We start from the raw sequence: 17,077 nt of genomic DNA, 5'->3' as shown, positions 1-17,077 counted from the left end.
TTTTAAAAATGCCAAAAGCAATTGGAAATCCGATAAAGAAGGATAAAGCCTTCTTTGAGAATGAAGATAACATGAAAAATTTGTTAAGAATTTTAAACGCGAAGGCTGAACAGATAAAACTCGGTGGCGGTAAGGACGCGATCGAAAAACATCATAAAAGGGGGAAATTAACCGCAAGGGAACGAATTCAAAAACTTATCGATCCGGGAAGCGAATTTCTTGAAATTGGTTTATTCGCTGCCTATGGAATGTACGAAGAATACGGTGGTGCACCATCAGCTGGAGTTGTGGTCGGGATTGGAAAAATTCACGGACGTGATGTCGTAATCGTTGCAAATGATGCTACAGTTAAAGCTGGTGCATGGTTTCCGATAACATGTAAGAAGAACTTGAGAGCACAGGAAATTGCGATGGAAAACCGAATACCGATCGTTTATCTGGTTGACTCGGCGGGTGTTTTTCTGCCATTGCAAAGCGAAATCTTTCCAGATAAAGAACATTTCGGTAGAATTTTCAGGAACAACGCCATAATGTCTTCAATGGGGATACCACAAATTGCTGCTATTATGGGACCATGCGTTGCTGGTGGGGCTTATCTTCCGATTATGAGCGATGAAGCTCTAATAGTTGAAGGCACTGGCAGCGTCTTCCTTGCCGGACCGCACTTGGTAAAAGCTGCAATTGGTGAAGAAATTGACATTGAAACACTCGGCGGTGCAACCGTTCACAGCGAAATAAGCGGAGTGACAGATTACAAATGTAAAAATGATGAAGAAGCAATTGAAACAATACGAAGCATAATCTCAAAACTTGGTGAAACCCCAAAGGCAAATTTCAACAGAATTGAACCACGACCTCCAAAATATGATCCATATGAAATCTACGGCATAATACCGAAAGATATTACAAGACCCTACGATATGTATGAAGTCCTCGCAAGGATAGTCGATGACAGCGAAATAGATGAATATAAAGCTGGTTACGGGAAGACATTAATCTGTGCTTATGCAAGAATTGATGGTTGGGCTGTCGGGATTGTTGCAAACCAAAGATCGATCGTCAAAACAAAACTTGGTGAAATGCAGGTCGGCGGAGTCATCTACTCTGACAGCGCTGATAAAGCTGCAAGATTTATAATGAACTGCAACCAAAAGAGAATTCCTCTCGTTTTCTTTCAAGATGTCACGGGTTTCATGGTTGGGAAAAGAGCAGAATGGGGCGGGATCATAAAAGATGGCGCTAAAATGGTAAACGCTGTTGCAAACAGCACAGTCCCTAAATTCACATTTATTATCGGAAATAGCTTCGGGGCAGGAAATTACGCAATGTGTGGAAAAGCTTACGACCCAAGGTTCATATTCGCATGGCCAACAGCCCAAATTGCGGTGATGGGTGGAAAACAAGCAAGTGAAACATTGTTAAGCATAAAACTTTCACAAATGGAAAAAGAAGGAAAAATTATAACAAAAGAAGAGCAAGAAAAACTCTTGAAAGAGATTCAAGAAAGATACGAAAGAGAAATGGAACCACTCTTCGCCGCAGCTCGACTTTGGGTAGATGGAATAATTGACCCTGTTGAAACGAGAAAAATCATCTCCCGTGGAATTGAAATAGCAAACAATAACCCGTATATACCCAAATTCAATGTCGGCGTTATTCAAACTTAAACTTTTCATCATTCTGTTTTTCCTTTCATATTCAAATGCCCAATCTCTACTTGACAATAAAATTTATCAAGTTCATAAACTTCGTGACTTCATAAGAAGCGAAGATTTCAAAACACTTAAAGAAAAACTTGGCGACGTTTGCACAATTGATCTGATTTACAAAAAATCATTGGTGTTATGTAATTACGACATCGAAGATGCACTCCTTGTCTGCGGTTTCGCAACACTTGATCACAAAGTGATAAAATTCAAAATCCCAATCCTTGGTTTAAAGATCCCGATAATTTTAACTTCAGAAAGTGATGAAAAATTTAAAAAGAGAATCTCAAATCTACCATCAAAAATTTTATCCGACACAATTGATGACAGAGACAAACTCCAACATTTCTTTTTCTCGGCTTACATTGCATACAAAAATGCTGGGAAGAAAACCGCTGATAAAATCGGAATTTTAATCGAAGAAGGTGAAAAAATTGGCTTAAGCCTTGTCCGAGACGAACGAGATATAATTGCAAATAGATTAGGACAAAACTTTGGGTTCTTGCTTCATAAAAATCCCTACTTGCTCCCATCGAGATTTTTCACAAAAGATTCAATCGAAAAAGATCTTTATTTCCTTCTTAAATCTAAAAGGAAATTCTAACTTCACCTTCTCACCGTCAAATTCAAAATCTTGCACCTGCTTATTATCCACCAACACTTGTGCAACTGTAATCTTTCTCCAAAATCTCGGTTCAAAAACGATTTTAATTTCTGGAATATCTCCCTTTTCAAATGAGAAAACAACATAGTTGTCCTCCCTTTTCATAAAGACATTTATCCTCATATTCTGCACCCTTAAATTCCTTATCTCAAAAAAATCCCCATCCATCTTCAATCAAAGGCGAAATATAAACTTTCTTATCAAAAGAATTAACATCAAAAATGCAATACCTCGACAAAACCACATCGATAAACTTGCTGATAGATAAGCCAGAGTTAACATTAAAAGCATCTTTTACAGAATCATCCCCCTGTAAATTTTTTTCGTTCGATTCTTCAACCTTTAATTCACCCAACATATTAACCCATTCCTCATCTTTAACAACTTTCGCAAACAAAAGCAGTGAATCAACAATATCTTTTTTGATTCTTATTTCCTTATCTCGCTTAACCATCTTTTTCAACCTTCCCCATGTAAACTTTGCAAAAAGTTTATCTTTTGAATACCGCAGGTAATCTGCACAAATTTTTACATAATTCCATTTTAACTCTTCATCTTCATACTCAAAAACCCCAGAAAACGAAAACTTTGATGGTATTTCCCCCCTTATGTCCATATATCTTCCCACAAACTCAAGCGTATCCCTAACGATTTCATACTCTCCAATTTTTAACAACACGGGAAGAGCAGAAAAAACTTTCTTTAAATTAACACTACATCCATTGAAACCATCCATCCAAAAATTTCCGAGCGTTTTCACACTTTTTGCAAACTTAGGAATAATAGATATCGCAAGTTTAAAACTCTTGTTCAGCTCTTCATCTGGAGTAAAAATGATCAAACGCTTTCTAAATGTGTCTTTAACTACCTTAAAATTTTCTTTGAACACTTTATGGGGAAACCTTAAAGCAAATTTATAAATCTCTTTTGATCTCACTATAACATTTTCATCCGATTGTGGATGTTTTACTCTCCCAGCGACGCAAAAATTAAACGCTTTATCGATCCCAGCTGAAATTTTATAGAAAACCTTAACATTCAAGCCATCTCCATCGCTTTCAAATTCAACTGCTTCTGGCTTTCTTGAGCTTCCAACAAAAAGTGAAAAGAGAGCGTTGTTAAACACATAGACGGCTTTCAACTTTTCTTCATAACTAAAGTAAAAATTTCTAAATTTCACGACAGACAAGTTTAAAATTTTCGGTGAAATCCTGACATCAAAACAAATTTCAAAATCATCTTTTGATGTCGTCAAGAGATTTAAAACCATTACAGATTTTTTCGGGTGCGAAAAAATTTTCTCTCTAAATTTTATCGATTCAATTTCAAACTCACGAACCACAGCCTCTGGTTTAAATATAACTTTGACATCTTGAGCTGGATGTAACTTAGTATCACTTTTCAAAAAAATTTTCAAATACTCAACAAATTGAAAAGGGAAGATCGATACTTGTTCCATGCCACTTTTTGAAACCTTCGCAAAAATTCCCCTGCCCTGCACAAGGAAATAATCATAACCCCCAACAAAAAGCCCCGTGTCCTTCTCGCCAATTTTTTTCTGCGCAGTTCTTAAGGCTTTATCTTCAATGCTTAACTTGACTTGCTTAACTCCGTCATAAAAGCACCAATATGTCTTAGGCTCAGGAAATTTTCTCGGATTATTAAGATATAAAAGCGAATTTAAGACAAGACGATCAAGGTTATAAAAAAATGGATTCTCAACTGCTGAAAAATAAACATTTCCACCAATTGCTATAACTCGTCCGTTATCTTCAAATTCGAATAAAATTTTTTTCTCTGGATTTATCTCACCACCCAATTTTTCAACACCGACAACTCTAAGCTTTCCTGGAGTTCGTTTTACATAAGCAATCGTTAAAAGTCTATCCCCTTGTCGTTGAAGATAAGTGTTAACTCCATTTTGAAGTTTCCGAAAGACTGGATGTCCCAAAAATGAGACAAAACCCCGTGGGGCTATCGAAGTGAAATCAACTTCAAAATTTTCAAAATCAGGTTCAACAGGCTCAATTTGAATTTTGTTTAAAAGTTTCACCGCAGATAAAGTTAAAAGCAAATTTCCTCCACGTTTAAAAAAATTAAAAATAATTGATTTGAATCTTTCACCATCAGCTATTTCTGGAAGTGCCAAGTTTTTATCGTAGTGCCACCAAATTATATTGAAATCATCTAAATTCGTCTCAAAAATTTTTTCAATTTCAACCGGGAAAGCACACCCAGTCCTTGCCCTGACCCATTTATACGCTTGGAGTTGCTCTTGCGTCGGTTCAGAGTCAATCAAAAATGCAATCTTCATTTACCACCTTTATCTGGAAAATTTTGATTTCCAGCGAAGCTCTTATTTAAAAGGAAATACTTGTCCCTTGTGATACAGAAGTCAACTATATCGTAATATCTGCCCCTATAGTAAATCCTGTTCTTATCTCTTCTCACCTCGTCAAATCCAAGTGAATTAAAAAGGCGAATTGATCTTTCGCTGAACGAGAAGATATCCGTTGCAAAAACTCTATCAGCACCCATAACTTCAAAAGCAAACTTTAAAACTGTTTTTATAGCATCTTTCCCGTACCCCCTGCCCCAGTACTGCGGTTTACCGATAAGGGTTGGGACACAATAGATAACTTCGTTTTTATCTTCAACGCCAAGTCGTTCGTAATCATTATCGTAAAGAAGGCAAATCTCCCCAATTGGCTCTGGTTCTGGAAGATCCACTGCTTCAATTATAAAAAGAAAACCATTGTTCGAAAGATATTCATAAACCTCAACGACCTCATCCCATGTATGTTCCGGCTCTCCCTCCGCTTCAAGGACAAGTGGATCGTTGTTCCACTTAAAAGCCATCTCAAGGTCGTCAGGTGTAAACGGACGAAGCAGGGTCTTTTCCCCTTTCAAAACTATGTCATGAACTCTTATCATGGTTGAATTTTAAATTTCTTTGATTCATTCATTATAATTGCGATACATTTTGCAGTTATCAAGGCATCTTCAAGTGCGTTGTGACCTTCGGATTTTCGCTTAAGCCCAAAGTATTCAGCGATTCCATCCAAACTTAGCGACTTCGGCGTTGGCATGTTGTTATTTTTCAAAATCGTGAAATAATAAAAAGCGAGTATGTGAAGGTCAAGCACCCTGCTTGAAAATGGCCACTCATATTTTGCTTCTCGATATGCAAAATGCAAAAAATTTATATCAAATGTCACACTTTGCCCACATAGCGTCAATTCTCTCAAAACACCTCTCGCTGTTTCAGGTTTCTTAAGGGTTCTAAGAATCCAAGATTCAAATTTCGGGATCACATCATAAATCATTGGAGCATCCTTCAAATCGTAAAGTGAAAGTTGATGAATTCCCATCGCAGGAATTGAAAACCTATCTTCATGAATGGGATATACATTTGTTAAAAAAGTGCCAAGCTCATTCCAGTTTTCGTCGAATAGACAAGCACCGAGTTGAATTATCTCATGATATCCGGGCTCAAGCCCCGTCGATTCAACATCGATCACAAGATATTTCATTCACCTTTGAAATATTTTGTTTTTAACATCATACCCAAGTTTTTCAAGTTCTTTGGTTACTATCTCAACAACCTTGCCAAAGTCGTTCTTATCATTTACAAAATCAATTTCATCCGTTTCAAGTATCAACATTCGACCGAGATTATACCTTGCAACCCAATCCTCATAATGTTTATTAAGTTGCTCAAGGTATTCACGAGGAATGTTTTGCTCAAATGTCCTGCCACGAAGTTTTATTTGCTTAACTAAAGTGTCAACATTTGCACGAAGATAAATGATAAGATCAGGTGGTTTTAGAAAGCTCGTCATTATATTGAAAAGTTCAACATAATTTCTATAATCTCGTTCATCCATATTGCCCATCTCGTAAAGATTTCTGGCAAAGATTTCAGCATCTTCATAAATTGATCTATCTTGAATCACCGAATATGGCAAGTTCACGATTTCCATGTGATCTTTAAATCTTTTTGAAAGAAAATAAATCTGCAAATTAAACGACCATCGCCTCATATCTTTGTAAAAATCATCAAGATACGGATTATCATCAACCGATTCATAATATGCTTTCCACCCGAAATATTCACTCAAAAGCTTGGTCAGAGATGATTTCCCTGAGCCAATATTTCCCGCAACCGCAACAAACACTTTGTCCTTTTTCATGTAACCTTTGATTTTATTTTGAAAATTTATTTATCAACTGCCCAATGACTTTCACCGCAATCACAACCCTTGGAGAAGGGCGAAGTAAAATATCTGGATCAACTTTAAAAATTTTGTTCTCCTTCACTGCCTTTATATACTTCCACTCTGGAAACATCTTTAAAAGTTCATCCTTGCCAATATTTGGATCAGTTAAAATTATAATATCGGGATTAACTTTCAAAACTTCCTCTCTGCTAAATATAGGGTAATTTTGTTTCAAATTTTCGCCCACATTAATTCCACCAGCGTTTTTTATTATCTCGTTTATAAAAGTATTTTTTCCAGCAGTCATAAGTGGGTTAAGTGAAAGAATTGCAAAGATTTTAGGCTTTGTTCCCCCACTGTTAACTTTTTTCACCCTTTCAAGTTCTTTCTTCAAACTATCGACTAAAAAATTTGCTCTTGATTCAACACCACACAACCTTCCAATATCAATAATTGTCTTAAAGATACCATCAAAATTTCTTGGATTTGTTACGAAAATTTTAAAACCAAGATTCGATAGCTTCTCAAACGCCTCGCGCGTGTTCCCTTCAACCGTCATTATGATAAGTTCGGGCTTAAGTGAAACGATAACTTCATAATTGGGATCGATAACTCCACCAACTATAGTTTTAGATTTAGCTTCTGGCGGAAAATTACAGTATCTTGTAACCCCAACAACTCTATCACCAACACCAAGAAAAAAGAGAGTTTCAGTTATACTTGGCGCAAGCGAGACGATCCTTTGTGCTGGTGAATCTAGCTCAATTTCCCTACCAAGGTCATCATAAACCTTTATCTGTGCGAAAAGCTGAGTTGCAATGTAAAGTATAAGAAGAATTAACTTAAGATGACGGCGCATTAATCTCCAATTCAACTTTTTATTTGAAAAAATATAAAAATCGAGTGAATATGACAAATTTTTCATTTAAGGGTTGGTTTAAAGATATGATGAGCTGGCTGGGTGTATAAGGGGAAGTTGCACTATCAAAGGGGCGAGATTGAATCTCGCCCCCAAGAAAAAGATTACTTCTGCTCTCCCTCTTTCTTTGGCTGTTTCTTAACTTTCTTCGCTTTCTTCACAGTCTTTTCCTTTTTCTCAGCTTTCTTTGTTGTGTCAGCTGGAGCTTTTTTCTGCTCCGTTACCGCTGGCTTCGTCGGTTGCTGAGTTTGCTGGGCTTGCTGTGCAAAAACTGCAACATTTAGACCGAAAATTAATGCGACCGCTAAGAGAATTAAGCGCTTCATTTTTAAGCCTTTATTTTGTTTTTAAAAATTTTTTGCAATTAAATTTACAAACCCAACATTAAACGAAGATGAAAAGAAAATTAAACTTTTTTCATTTTCCTCACAATCCCCCTCTCACGGTAGCGCTGGCAAAATAACACTAAACTTGCTTCCCTTACCAAGCTCACTTTCAACTTCTATCCTTCCATTATGCGACTCCGCTATTGATTTTGCAATTGATAAGCCAAGCCCTGTTCCACCAGTATCTCTAGTCCTCGTCTTATCAACACGATAAAATCTTTCAAATATCAAATTAATCTCATCCTTTGGAATCCCAATGCCTGTATCAGCAATTGATACATTCACAAAGTTATTTTCTCTCACAATGGAAATCGTAACCCTACCACCACTTTTATTATACTTTATGGCATTGTCAATTAAATTTAAAAATAATTGCTTCAACCTTATCTCATCACCAAGCACGATCGCCTCATCAAGTCGTTCAGCTTCAACTTTAATTCCTTTTTCTTCCGCAAGTATGTCAATATCTTCAAGTAAATCTTTTATAAGCTCAGCTATGTTAACTTCTTTAAAATTAAGGTTAACCTGACCCGTGTCCGATTTAAAAAGCATTAATAAGTTCTCAACCATATTTGAAAGTCGAACGACCTCATCAAGTATATTTATAAGCGTCTTTTTCAATTCGCTGGATTTCTTTTTCCCCGAGATGGCAAGCTCAATTTCTCCACGAATTATCGTTAATGGAGTTTTAAGCTCATGAGAGACATCAGCTGAAAACTGTTTCATCTGCTTGAAAGATTTGTCAAGACGCTCAATCATGTTATTTAAAGTTTTTATCAGCCTCGCTATCTCATCATTTGATTTTGGCTCAGGAATTCTTCTATCTAAATTTCCTGCAGTTATTTCATTTGCAATTTTGACAATGTGATCGACTGGCTTTAGAGAACGACCAGCGAGAAAAACTCCACCGACTATTGAAACCAAAAGAGCCAAAGGAGCAAGCAGTATTAAAATTCTAAACAAATTCGATAAAGCATGATTTATCTCCTCAAGCGGATATGCAACACCTATGGTTAGATACTTTGATTTTAAAACAGCCAATCTAATCTTGTGAAGATTAAGCTTACATGTAGTTAAGGTAATTTCGCCCTCCACTGTTGAAACCGAATCTATCGGTAGGTCAAGCGAGCCCAGACTTAAAGACCTGTAAATTTCCCTGCCATTTTCATGCTTTATCTGAATAAATTGTTTCTTTGAGCTCAGCAAAGAGTGCTCATAAATGATATTCCATATTTCATCCTCGAGCGTTGAATCAACCGAAGTTTCATTTTGCTCCCCCGTTTCTGGTATCGAGATTTCAAAGTTAGATACCTTAGGTTCAATGGCATCCCTAATCCATTTCACCTCGGAACGAAGGGAGTTGTCCAGCCCATCCAACAAATTTTTTCTTGTGTAGTAATAAGCAAAAATCCCGTAAATTCCGAGCGTTAAAATTAAGGCAAGTGAATAAAGAATGGCGAGTTTAAATTTAATTGAACTAAACATATCTATTGTTCCTTTATTGTATAACCAACGCCACGAATTGTATGGATCAATTTTTTCGAAAAACCTTCATCGATTTTCTTCCTCAATCTTCTGATATAAACATCAATGATGTTTGAACCAGTATCAAAATGATAATCCCAAATATGCTCTGCTATCATAGTTCTCGTCAAAACTCTCCCTTTATTACGAATCATATACTCAAGCAAAGCGAACTCCCTCGCTGTTAGGTCAATTATTTTGTCTCCACGCTTCACGGTGTGTTTAACGATATCAAGCTCAAGATCTGCAACCTTTATTATGTTTGATTTTTCAGAAGATGCTCTTCGTAAAAGTGTTCTAACTCTGGCAAGCAGTTCAGCAAATGCAAATGGCTTTGTAAGGTAATCATCCGCCCCAAGGTTTAATCCTTCGACTTTGTCTTCAATAGAACCTTTTGCAGTTAAAATTAAAATTGGTGTGTTAATTTTATTCGCTCTCAAACTTTTCAAAACATCAAGTCCATTTTTCTTCGGCAAAAGTATATCAAGAATTATTAAATCGTATTCAGATGTTAAAGCCATAAATTCACCCTTTTCACCATCATATGCAACATCAACAGTAAAAAATTCTTCCTCAAGCCCACGCTTTATGAAACTTGCCACTTTTTTCTCATCTTCTATCAAAAGTATTTTCATCGGTTAATTCAGCGCTTTTATTTAAAATCTGTTTACTTACAGTTCTTTTAGTTTTTCATATCTTGAAATAATCCTTCCGACAACCATTCCTCCTTCATATTCAGGAACTATAACTTCATCCGCACCAGCTCCCTTCATCGCCTCGGCATATCTTAAATTCCCAGCTCTTGAGATCACCTTTATATTTGGATTTAACATCTTCGCAGTTATCGTTATGTAAAGGTTATCGGCGTCATTGTCAATCAATGTACATATAAACTTTGCCTTCTCAATCCCCGCGCTCAAAAGCACGCTCCTTCTCCTCGCATCCCCTTGAATCGCATTTATCCCCTCCCTCAACAATTCTTTCACAATGCTTTCATTCATTTCAATCAAAACAAAAGGCAGATTTAATTTTATAAGTTCATCAACAACTGTTCTTCCAACCTGACCATATCCGCAGATTATATAATGATTTTTCATTTTTGAAATTGCAACCTCACTCATACGCTTCCTCCAAAGTGTTTTTAATTCACCACTGAATATGTTCACAAGGATTCTCTCAATAAACCAAACTTGAAAGAAAAAAATCCCAACATAAACAATAAACGCAAATATCTTGGTTAAATCTCTCCTATCTTCAGATATAGCGTGCGGATGAGTTATCCAGAAAAAAGCATCAACCCAAGATATATCCTTCTCAAGATGTTTGTAAATAACCATTGAAACCACAAAAAATAGAATGAGAAAAACCAACGGTGACAAAATTGCAGTAAGAACAAGGCGAGAGACTTTTAATAGATTTCTAAACATCCCATTAATTTATTTTTTAACAAATATTATCTAACTACATACTACATACACCTTGAGCAACTTTCCAAGCATTGCCTGCTCTGTTCAATAAGTTTCACTATCAAAATGTACTTAAAGTTTTCCGGCATCTATCTCCCTCAAAAATTTTTAAAAAAATTTAGTTAATTCTCACAATTTTCTCAATACCCCAACCCATATACCTTGAATCAACCGCACCACATTTAAACTACACTAATTCATTTTGATTTTTATATTCTGCCTTCTTCCTTTCTAAATAAATTTAGAACAAGACCCGGTACTGACTTTATCCTCTGAACAAGTGATGGGGAATAAAGAAAGTTCACGGCATTTTTAATCGTTTCCAAAAGTTTTTCATCGTATCCGAACCACCACAGTCTATATGGGGAGATAAAATCAAAGCTTTCAAACTTTATATTTACCATGTCATAAAGCCCAAATTCAGAGTGAACCCTTCCAAATCCGCTCGACTTAACACCACCGCACGGCGCTTTCGCATCACCATAATGAACTATGCACTCATTTACAAGAGCAGAACCGGATTTGATTTTCTCCACCATTTCCTTAGCCCTTTTCTTATTTCTCGTCCACACGCTCGCCGAAAGGCCGTATTCGCTGGAATTTGCCATTTCAACTACTTCATCCTCATCCTTGAACTTAATGATTGGCAAAACAGGACCAAAGGTTTCTTCCTTCATGAGAAGCATTGAATTGTTAACATCCACTAAAACAGTTGGCTCAAAGAAGTAACCTTTTAATTCATTACCGTTTTTATCCTTCGGGAAAATTCTCTTCCCACCTGTTAAAATTTTTGCGCCTTTTGAGACCGCATCTTGAATTTGATTTTCAATGATTTTGAGCTGTCTTTCATTGTTTATAGGACCAATTTCAACATCTGGATCAAGCCCGTTGCCAATTTTTAACTTTTTGGTCTTTTGAACAACTTTTTCAACAAAATCTTCAAAAATTTTCTCATGAACATAGCAAACCTCGACAGAGACACATGTTTGCCCAGCGTTTGCAAAAGCTCCCCACACAGCTGCGCTTGAAACGAGCTCAATATCAACATCATCAAAAACTATCATCGGATCTTTCCCACCGAGTTCAAGCGTCACTGGTATCGGTTTTTTACCTGCATTTTGCATTATAATCCTACCTGTCTTTGTGCTTCCCGTAAATGAGATTTTATCAACCTGCGAATTAACAAGTGCCTCCCCGACATCGCCCAAGCCGATCACGATGTTGAAGACACCTTCTGGAAAACCAGCCTCCTTAAAAATTTCGTAAATTTTTAAACCAATTAAACTTGTATATTCCGAAGGTTTAAATATAACGCAATTGCCAGCAACAAGTGCAGATATAATTGGGGCAATCGGAAGAAGCAATGGATAATTCCAAGGAGATATCACAGCCACAACCCCGAGTGGTTCGAAATGAATGTAATTGCTTTTAACCCAGAACAAAGGTATTTGAGATCGAACTTTTTTGGGCTTTAAAATTCTCTTTGAATTTTTAATGTAAAAATCAAATAGATCAAGCGTTGGGAAAATTTCCATTGAATAGGACTCAAGTATCGGTTTTCCATTCTCAAGAGTTATCAATTTCGCAATCTCATCCTGATTTTTATAGAGAATCTCTCGAGCGTTCTTCAAAAGTTTCAACCTCTCATCAATTGTGGTATTTGACCATTTCTTAAACGCTTCTCGCGCCCTTACAGAAATTTCAAAAACCTCATCGACAGGGGTCGTTTCAATTTCAGATATGACTTCAAGCGTTGCCGGGTTAATCGATTTCAACTTCATTTTAAAGTCCATCTATATTTTTATGCTTAAAACTGAGTTTATCAACTTCTTTGTATATTCATGCTCTGGCTCATAACATATCTTCTCAATCGATCCCGATTCAACTATTTTTCCAGCCCACATCACCATAGCTTTATCCGCAATTCTTTTCGCAACTCCAATATCGTGAGTGATAAACAAAACCGTCAAATTAAATTCATTTTTCAAAACCTTTAAAAGTTCTATGATTTGAACTTGTATTGAGACATCAAGGGCAGAGACAATTTCATCGCAAATTAAAAATTCCGGCTGTAAAGAAATTGCCCTCACTATGGCACAACGTTGAAGTTGCCCCCCCGCTCAATTGGAAAGGATATTTTCTTAGTATATCAGGATGAAGCGTTAATATTCGCATCAACTGAACCACATAGTCTTCAACCATTGAGCTTTCAACAACTTTGTGAAACTTGACAACCTCAAAAATTTGAGTCCCAATTTTATAAATAGGATTAAAAGTTGTGTACGGGTCTTGAAAGATCATTTGCATCTTTCGTCTAAAAGGTCGCATCATCTCCTTAGTAAAATTAGTTATGTTAACACCATCAAAGAAAATCTCTCCTTCGTCCGGTTCGAGCAACTTTAAGATTAATTTACCAAGCGTTGATTTACCGCTTCCGGACTCGCCAATAAGAGCATATATTTCACCCCCATTAATTGAAATATCAACGCCATCCACTGCTTTTATAACTTTCCCCCAGACATAAAAATACTTTTTCAAATTTTTTGTCTTTACTTTCTCCAATTTACTTATTGGATTTTTTTGAAATTAAAAATTGCATAAATATTCCTAATCCAATAATGCTTGCTGTTTCCGAACGCAATCTCCTTTCCCCAAGCGAGACGACATCAAATCCGGATTTAACTGCCAATTCAACCTCTTCATCAGTGAAACCACCCTCCGGTCCAACTGCAATCAAGATAGAACTTATATCTCCCAACTGCCCAATGTAATCATAAAACAAGGAACTTTTAAAGTTAGCCCCTTCGTGTAAAATGATTTTCTTTTCATACATCTCCGATGTAAGGATAAAACTTTCAAAACTAATTGGTTCTGAAAGTTCTGGTATTAAAGCACGGTTTGATTGTTTACAAGCTGAAAGAATTATCTTTTTCCATCTCTCTATTTTATTTCGAGAGATATCTTTTGGTGATTTAGCTGGAACTACGCGCTCGGTTATAAGTGGGATAATATGTTTGACCCCAAGTTCTGTTAACTTTTCAAGAGCAAACTCAAACCTTTCCAAATTTTTCAAAATCGCCTGGGCAATAGCTACATTCTCATCTACCTCCCCTCTCATAAAATCTTCTGAAATTATCTCGCACTCGGCTTTATCACGACCTATATCCACAATTCTTGCTGTATAAATTTTTCCAGTGCCATCAAAGAGATATATCAATTCCCCCTTTCTTTTTCTTGAAACGCGCACAAGGTGAAAGAACTCATCACCCACGACCTTACCGAAACCATTCTTTATATTCCCAGGCTCAATGTAAAAACTTTCCATTACCGGCATGGAATTTTTTATTTTGTTAAAATTAACTTTTTTAACCTTTCCAATCAAATGTTGGTCACTAAAAATAACTTGATAATTTTCTAAAATTTGGCTAAAATAACTTCGGATATAAAACATAAACCTTTACCAAGTCATGCTCAAAGTTTTAGTGGCATTATTAATTGCCTCACAACTTTTGGGGCAAAACCCACTGCGGATAAACGCTGATTATGCATCCTTTAAATATGACGCTTCACGAAACTATGTTGAAATCTATTATTCGTTTCAGCATAAACAACTCAAGCTCGTAAAAGATGGGAACACTTTTAAGGGTGGACTGGTAATCCAGGTTTTGCTGAAACGCCCCCAAGAAGATAGCATAATTCAAGGCAAGGCATGGAAAATTCCAATTGAAATTAAAGATACAAGCGAAATTGATCCAAATAAAAATTTGATCGGCGCTACTGCTTTCCTTATTGAACCTGGCAAATATCAATTTATTTTAATAGCACGAGACCTTAACGATTTCTCACGATTTGACAGCCTCATAATACCTGCATTAATAAATCCAGTGCCAGAAAATAAACTATGGCTAAGCGACGTTGAACTTTGCTCAAATATTTACCAATCAAACAATAAGGAAAGCATCTTTTATAAAAACACATTTGAAGTTATACCAAATCCAAGCTTAATTTATGGTCTTGGCTTACCAGTACTTTACTACTATGCGGAAATTTATAATATCAACACAATCGATGCAGATAAATATGTAGTCGAATGGAGAATTTATGACTCGTTCGGCAATGTAGTCAAAAGCGGGAAAAAATTGAGAATGAAGACGGCAGCAAACGCTATCGTTGAAGCTGGAACTGTCAACTTATCCAATCTTCCATCAGGAACATATCGCTTTGTTTTAACTGCAATTGACACGAGCAAAAATAAAGGCGTAAGCTCAATTAAAAGATTTTATATCTACAACCCGAATATAACACCAACTGATACATTTCAAATCGCAAAAGGATACGACCTTACATCCGAATATGCTGGGATGAGCGAAACTGAACTCGATAAAGAATTTGCAATGGCACGATACATCGCAACGCCGGAAGAAATTAACAGATATAAACAACTAAAAGGTGAAGACGCCAAACGAAAATTCCTTGCCGATTTTTGGGTAAAAAGAGATCCCGATAAAAGCACACCTATCAACGAAATGAAAATCGAATATTTCAAAAGAGTTGAATACGCAAACCAACACTTCAGCGTTGGAAATAAAGAGGGTTGGAAAACGGACAGAGGGAGAGTTTACATTATGTATGGCCCACCTGATGAATACGAAAGACACCCAAGCGAGGTAGATAGCAAACCGTATGAGATATGGTATTACCACAATATCGAGGGAGGCGTCGAATTTGTATTCGTCGATAAATCGGGATTTTCAGATTATATACTTGTTCATTCAACGAAGCGAAATGAGATAAGAGACGATAACTGGCGCATACACATAGCTCCAAACTGAAACTAAAAAGGGCACCATAAAGGTGCCCCATTTTATCTTAATGCTCCATTTCCTTACGACTTTTCTCAGGTTTCTTGTCATTTGTGGTAAACCCAGCTTTTACAATTGCGTCTTCAAGCTCGGTCACTTTAACTTTTTCAGGATCATAAACAACTTTAACCACTCCGAACTTCTTCTTGTAATCCTTCTTTTCAAATTCAACACTTTTCACACCTTCAACCTTTTTAAGCGAATTTTCAACTGACTTAACACAACCCCCACATTCAATTCCCTTAACATTTATCTTCACCGCCGTTCCCTCAACTTTTGCAGTTTTCCTTTCCCCTTGCTTTAAATCCGTCTCAAAACCAGCTTCGCTCACTGCCTCGGCAAGCTTATCAACCCCAACGCGATCCGGATTATAACTAACTTTGACAAAACCATAACTTTTATTGAAATTCGTCTCCTCAAACTCAACAGAATTAACACCACTAACATTAATCAATGCCTCTTTTACCTCTTCCAGGCAATAATCGCACGTAACCCCCTTAACTTTAAATTTCACAGTAGTTGATTTATCTTGAGAAATACCAATGCTTAGAACTAAAAAAACAAATAGCAAGAGCGAAGTTACTTTCTTCATCGGTTCACCTTTCCTTTTGTTTTTAATTTTAAAATTAAAACCACCCTTTCCTATCCTTTAGTTCCGACTAAAGTTAGAAATTGTAAATTTCATTCCGTTTTGGGAAAACCTCAATATGGTTTACAAGAAGAGCTTTGCGTAATCTTTCGAGCATATTCCGGTAGGATGAAAAGCTATACAATTTCATCCTCCCTTGGAGAAACTCAAATTGCGTGACATCAAGCGATTCATTGAGCATATCAAGAAACTTCTTAGGCTGAAGTCCAGTCCCAGCAAGAAGTTTACTTTTGCGCAGCAAACTTAAAATGTAGAGATTTTTCTTAGTATGAGTATGATAGCGACGGATCGTATTTATTGCGTTTACCTCACTTCCGGAAAAAACAACCGCAAGAGAGAATGAAAGCGCTGTTTCCTTTCTATATGTTTTATCAAGGTAATCTCCTGTGATGAGATTTATCATCACTTCAGTCCAACCCTCATAGAATAATTCCCAACTACCCGTGCCACCCGTTAAATATTGAATGTGATGAACTAATTCATGAAGCACCAAATCAATTGGTATCGGAACATATTCAGGTATAAGATGCTCTTCCCCGTCAATTAAAACATAATCCCTTATGACAATTGATTTATCCGCGTTGTTATAAAATGAACTTGCCTCCGAGTTAATCTCCTTGACATCAGTTACACTTTTAAGCCAATGTTTTTTATCTGGATGACCAAACTGATATAAACTTG

The 17,077-nt window shown here is 36.5% G+C and carries 19 protein-coding genes; 3 read left to right on the top strand and 16 right to left on the bottom strand.

Translation table 11 applies throughout. The annotated features are described in order from the left end of the window. The first annotated feature begins 8 nt into the window (after positions 1 to 8). Both AWW78_RS04570 and AWW78_RS04565 read left to right on the top strand, forming a co-directional pair. Positions 9 to 1,667 carry an acyl-CoA carboxylase subunit beta gene (locus tag AWW78_RS04570; protein WP_047134353.1) on the top strand — a complete coding sequence of 553 codons (1,659 nt, stop codon included), beginning with the start codon at positions 9 to 11 and terminating at the stop codon, positions 1,665 to 1,667. Further along, positions 1,645 to 2,310 carry a hypothetical protein gene (locus tag AWW78_RS04565; RefSeq protein WP_047134352.1) on the top strand — a complete coding sequence of 222 codons (666 nt, stop codon included), beginning with the start codon at positions 1,645 to 1,647 and terminating at the stop codon, positions 2,308 to 2,310. The genes AWW78_RS04570 and AWW78_RS04565 overlap by 23 nt, the downstream gene beginning before the upstream one ends. On the opposite strand, the gene AWW78_RS04560 is transcribed toward AWW78_RS04565, so the two are convergent. The 14 genes from AWW78_RS04560 to AWW78_RS04495 form a co-directional block, all read right to left on the bottom strand. Then, on the bottom strand, positions 2,260 to 2,538 hold the full coding sequence (locus AWW78_RS04560) for a hypothetical protein (RefSeq protein WP_047134351.1): 279 nt from the start codon (positions 2,536 to 2,538) through the stop codon (positions 2,260 to 2,262). The genes AWW78_RS04565 and AWW78_RS04560 overlap by 51 nt on opposite strands. Beyond that, positions 2,519 to 4,684 carry a hypothetical protein gene (locus AWW78_RS04555; RefSeq protein WP_047134350.1) on the bottom strand — a complete coding sequence of 722 codons (2,166 nt, stop codon included), beginning with the start codon at positions 4,682 to 4,684 and terminating at the stop codon, positions 2,519 to 2,521. Before AWW78_RS04555 ends, AWW78_RS04560 begins: the two co-directional genes overlap by 20 nt. After that, complete coding sequence (locus tag AWW78_RS04550; protein ID WP_047134349.1) at positions 4,681 to 5,304, bottom strand: GNAT family N-acetyltransferase; 624 nt, start codon at positions 5,302 to 5,304, stop codon at positions 4,681 to 4,683. The genes AWW78_RS04555 and AWW78_RS04550 overlap by 4 nt, the downstream gene beginning before the upstream one ends. After that, complete coding sequence (locus AWW78_RS04545) at positions 5,301 to 5,903, bottom strand: 3'-5' exonuclease (protein WP_047134348.1); 603 nt, start codon at positions 5,901 to 5,903, stop codon at positions 5,301 to 5,303. The genes AWW78_RS04550 and AWW78_RS04545 overlap by 4 nt, the downstream gene beginning before the upstream one ends. Further along, positions 5,904 to 6,563: a deoxynucleoside kinase gene (locus AWW78_RS04540; protein ID WP_082349234.1), complete on the bottom strand. Its 660-nt coding sequence runs from the start codon at positions 6,561 to 6,563 to the stop codon at positions 5,904 to 5,906. It lies immediately after the preceding gene. Positions 6,564 to 6,576: 13 nt separating this feature from the next. Continuing rightward, a complete protein-coding gene (locus tag AWW78_RS04535; RefSeq protein ID WP_159420983.1) occupies positions 6,577 to 7,449 on the bottom strand; it encodes a cobalamin-binding protein in 873 nt (290 codons plus the stop codon). Between the two features lie 164 nt (positions 7,450 to 7,613). Then, positions 7,614 to 7,835, bottom strand: a complete 222-nt coding sequence (locus AWW78_RS04530) for a hypothetical protein (protein ID WP_047134347.1) — start codon at positions 7,833 to 7,835, stop codon at positions 7,614 to 7,616. A 114-nt stretch (positions 7,836 to 7,949) separates the two neighbouring features. Beyond that, positions 7,950 to 9,380, bottom strand: coding sequence for a sensor histidine kinase (locus tag AWW78_RS04525; protein WP_075426105.1), 1,431 nt, complete (start codon positions 9,378 to 9,380; stop codon positions 7,950 to 7,952). A 2-nt stretch (positions 9,381 to 9,382) separates the two neighbouring features. Continuing rightward, complete coding sequence (locus AWW78_RS04520) at positions 9,383 to 10,054, bottom strand: heavy metal response regulator transcription factor (RefSeq protein ID WP_047134346.1); 672 nt, start codon at positions 10,052 to 10,054, stop codon at positions 9,383 to 9,385. A gap of 36 nt (positions 10,055 to 10,090) precedes the next feature. Continuing rightward, the gene (locus AWW78_RS04515) at positions 10,091 to 10,756 is read right to left on the bottom strand and encodes a potassium channel family protein (RefSeq protein ID WP_075435831.1); all 666 of its coding nucleotides are present in this window, start codon (positions 10,754 to 10,756) and stop codon (positions 10,091 to 10,093) included. Positions 10,757 to 11,094: 338 nt separating this feature from the next. Continuing rightward, positions 11,095 to 12,666, bottom strand: coding sequence for an aldehyde dehydrogenase family protein (locus tag AWW78_RS04510; protein ID WP_075446941.1), 1,572 nt, complete (start codon positions 12,664 to 12,666; stop codon positions 11,095 to 11,097). Between the two features lie 12 nt (positions 12,667 to 12,678). Then, entirely contained in the window at positions 12,679 to 12,975 is a 297-nt protein-coding gene (locus AWW78_RS04505) for an ABC transporter ATP-binding protein (protein ID WP_075426103.1), read from the bottom strand. Then, positions 12,932 to 13,423, bottom strand: coding sequence for an ATP-binding cassette domain-containing protein (locus AWW78_RS04500; RefSeq protein ID WP_218059846.1), 492 nt, complete (start codon positions 13,421 to 13,423; stop codon positions 12,932 to 12,934). Before AWW78_RS04500 ends, AWW78_RS04505 begins: the two co-directional genes overlap by 44 nt. 25 nt (positions 13,424 to 13,448) lie before the next feature. Next, a complete protein-coding gene (locus AWW78_RS04495) occupies positions 13,449 to 14,219 on the bottom strand; it encodes an RsmE family RNA methyltransferase (RefSeq protein ID WP_159420985.1) in 771 nt (256 codons plus the stop codon). A gap of 133 nt (positions 14,220 to 14,352) precedes the next feature. Between AWW78_RS04495 and AWW78_RS04490 the strand changes: the two genes are divergently transcribed. Beyond that, complete coding sequence (locus AWW78_RS04490) at positions 14,353 to 15,717, top strand: GWxTD domain-containing protein (protein ID WP_075426101.1); 1,365 nt, start codon at positions 14,353 to 14,355, stop codon at positions 15,715 to 15,717. A 37-nt stretch (positions 15,718 to 15,754) separates the two neighbouring features. Here AWW78_RS04490 and AWW78_RS04485 read toward each other — a convergent pair whose 3' ends face one another. Beyond that, on the bottom strand, positions 15,755 to 16,339 hold the full coding sequence (locus AWW78_RS04485; protein ID WP_047134344.1) for a heavy-metal-associated domain-containing protein: 585 nt from the start codon (positions 16,337 to 16,339) through the stop codon (positions 15,755 to 15,757). Positions 16,340 to 16,412: 73 nt separating this feature from the next. Next, on the bottom strand, positions 16,413 to 17,077 hold a 665-nt coding region (locus AWW78_RS10535; RefSeq protein ID WP_047134343.1), incomplete at its 5' end, for a hypothetical protein.

The sequence above is a fragment of the Candidatus Kryptonium thompsonii genome, from assembly GCF_001535985.1.
Classification (GTDB): Bacteria; Bacteroidota; Ignavibacteria; order Kryptoniales; family Kryptoniaceae; genus Kryptonium; species Kryptonium thompsonii.
This window is presented reverse-complemented; position numbering and strand designations above follow the sequence as displayed.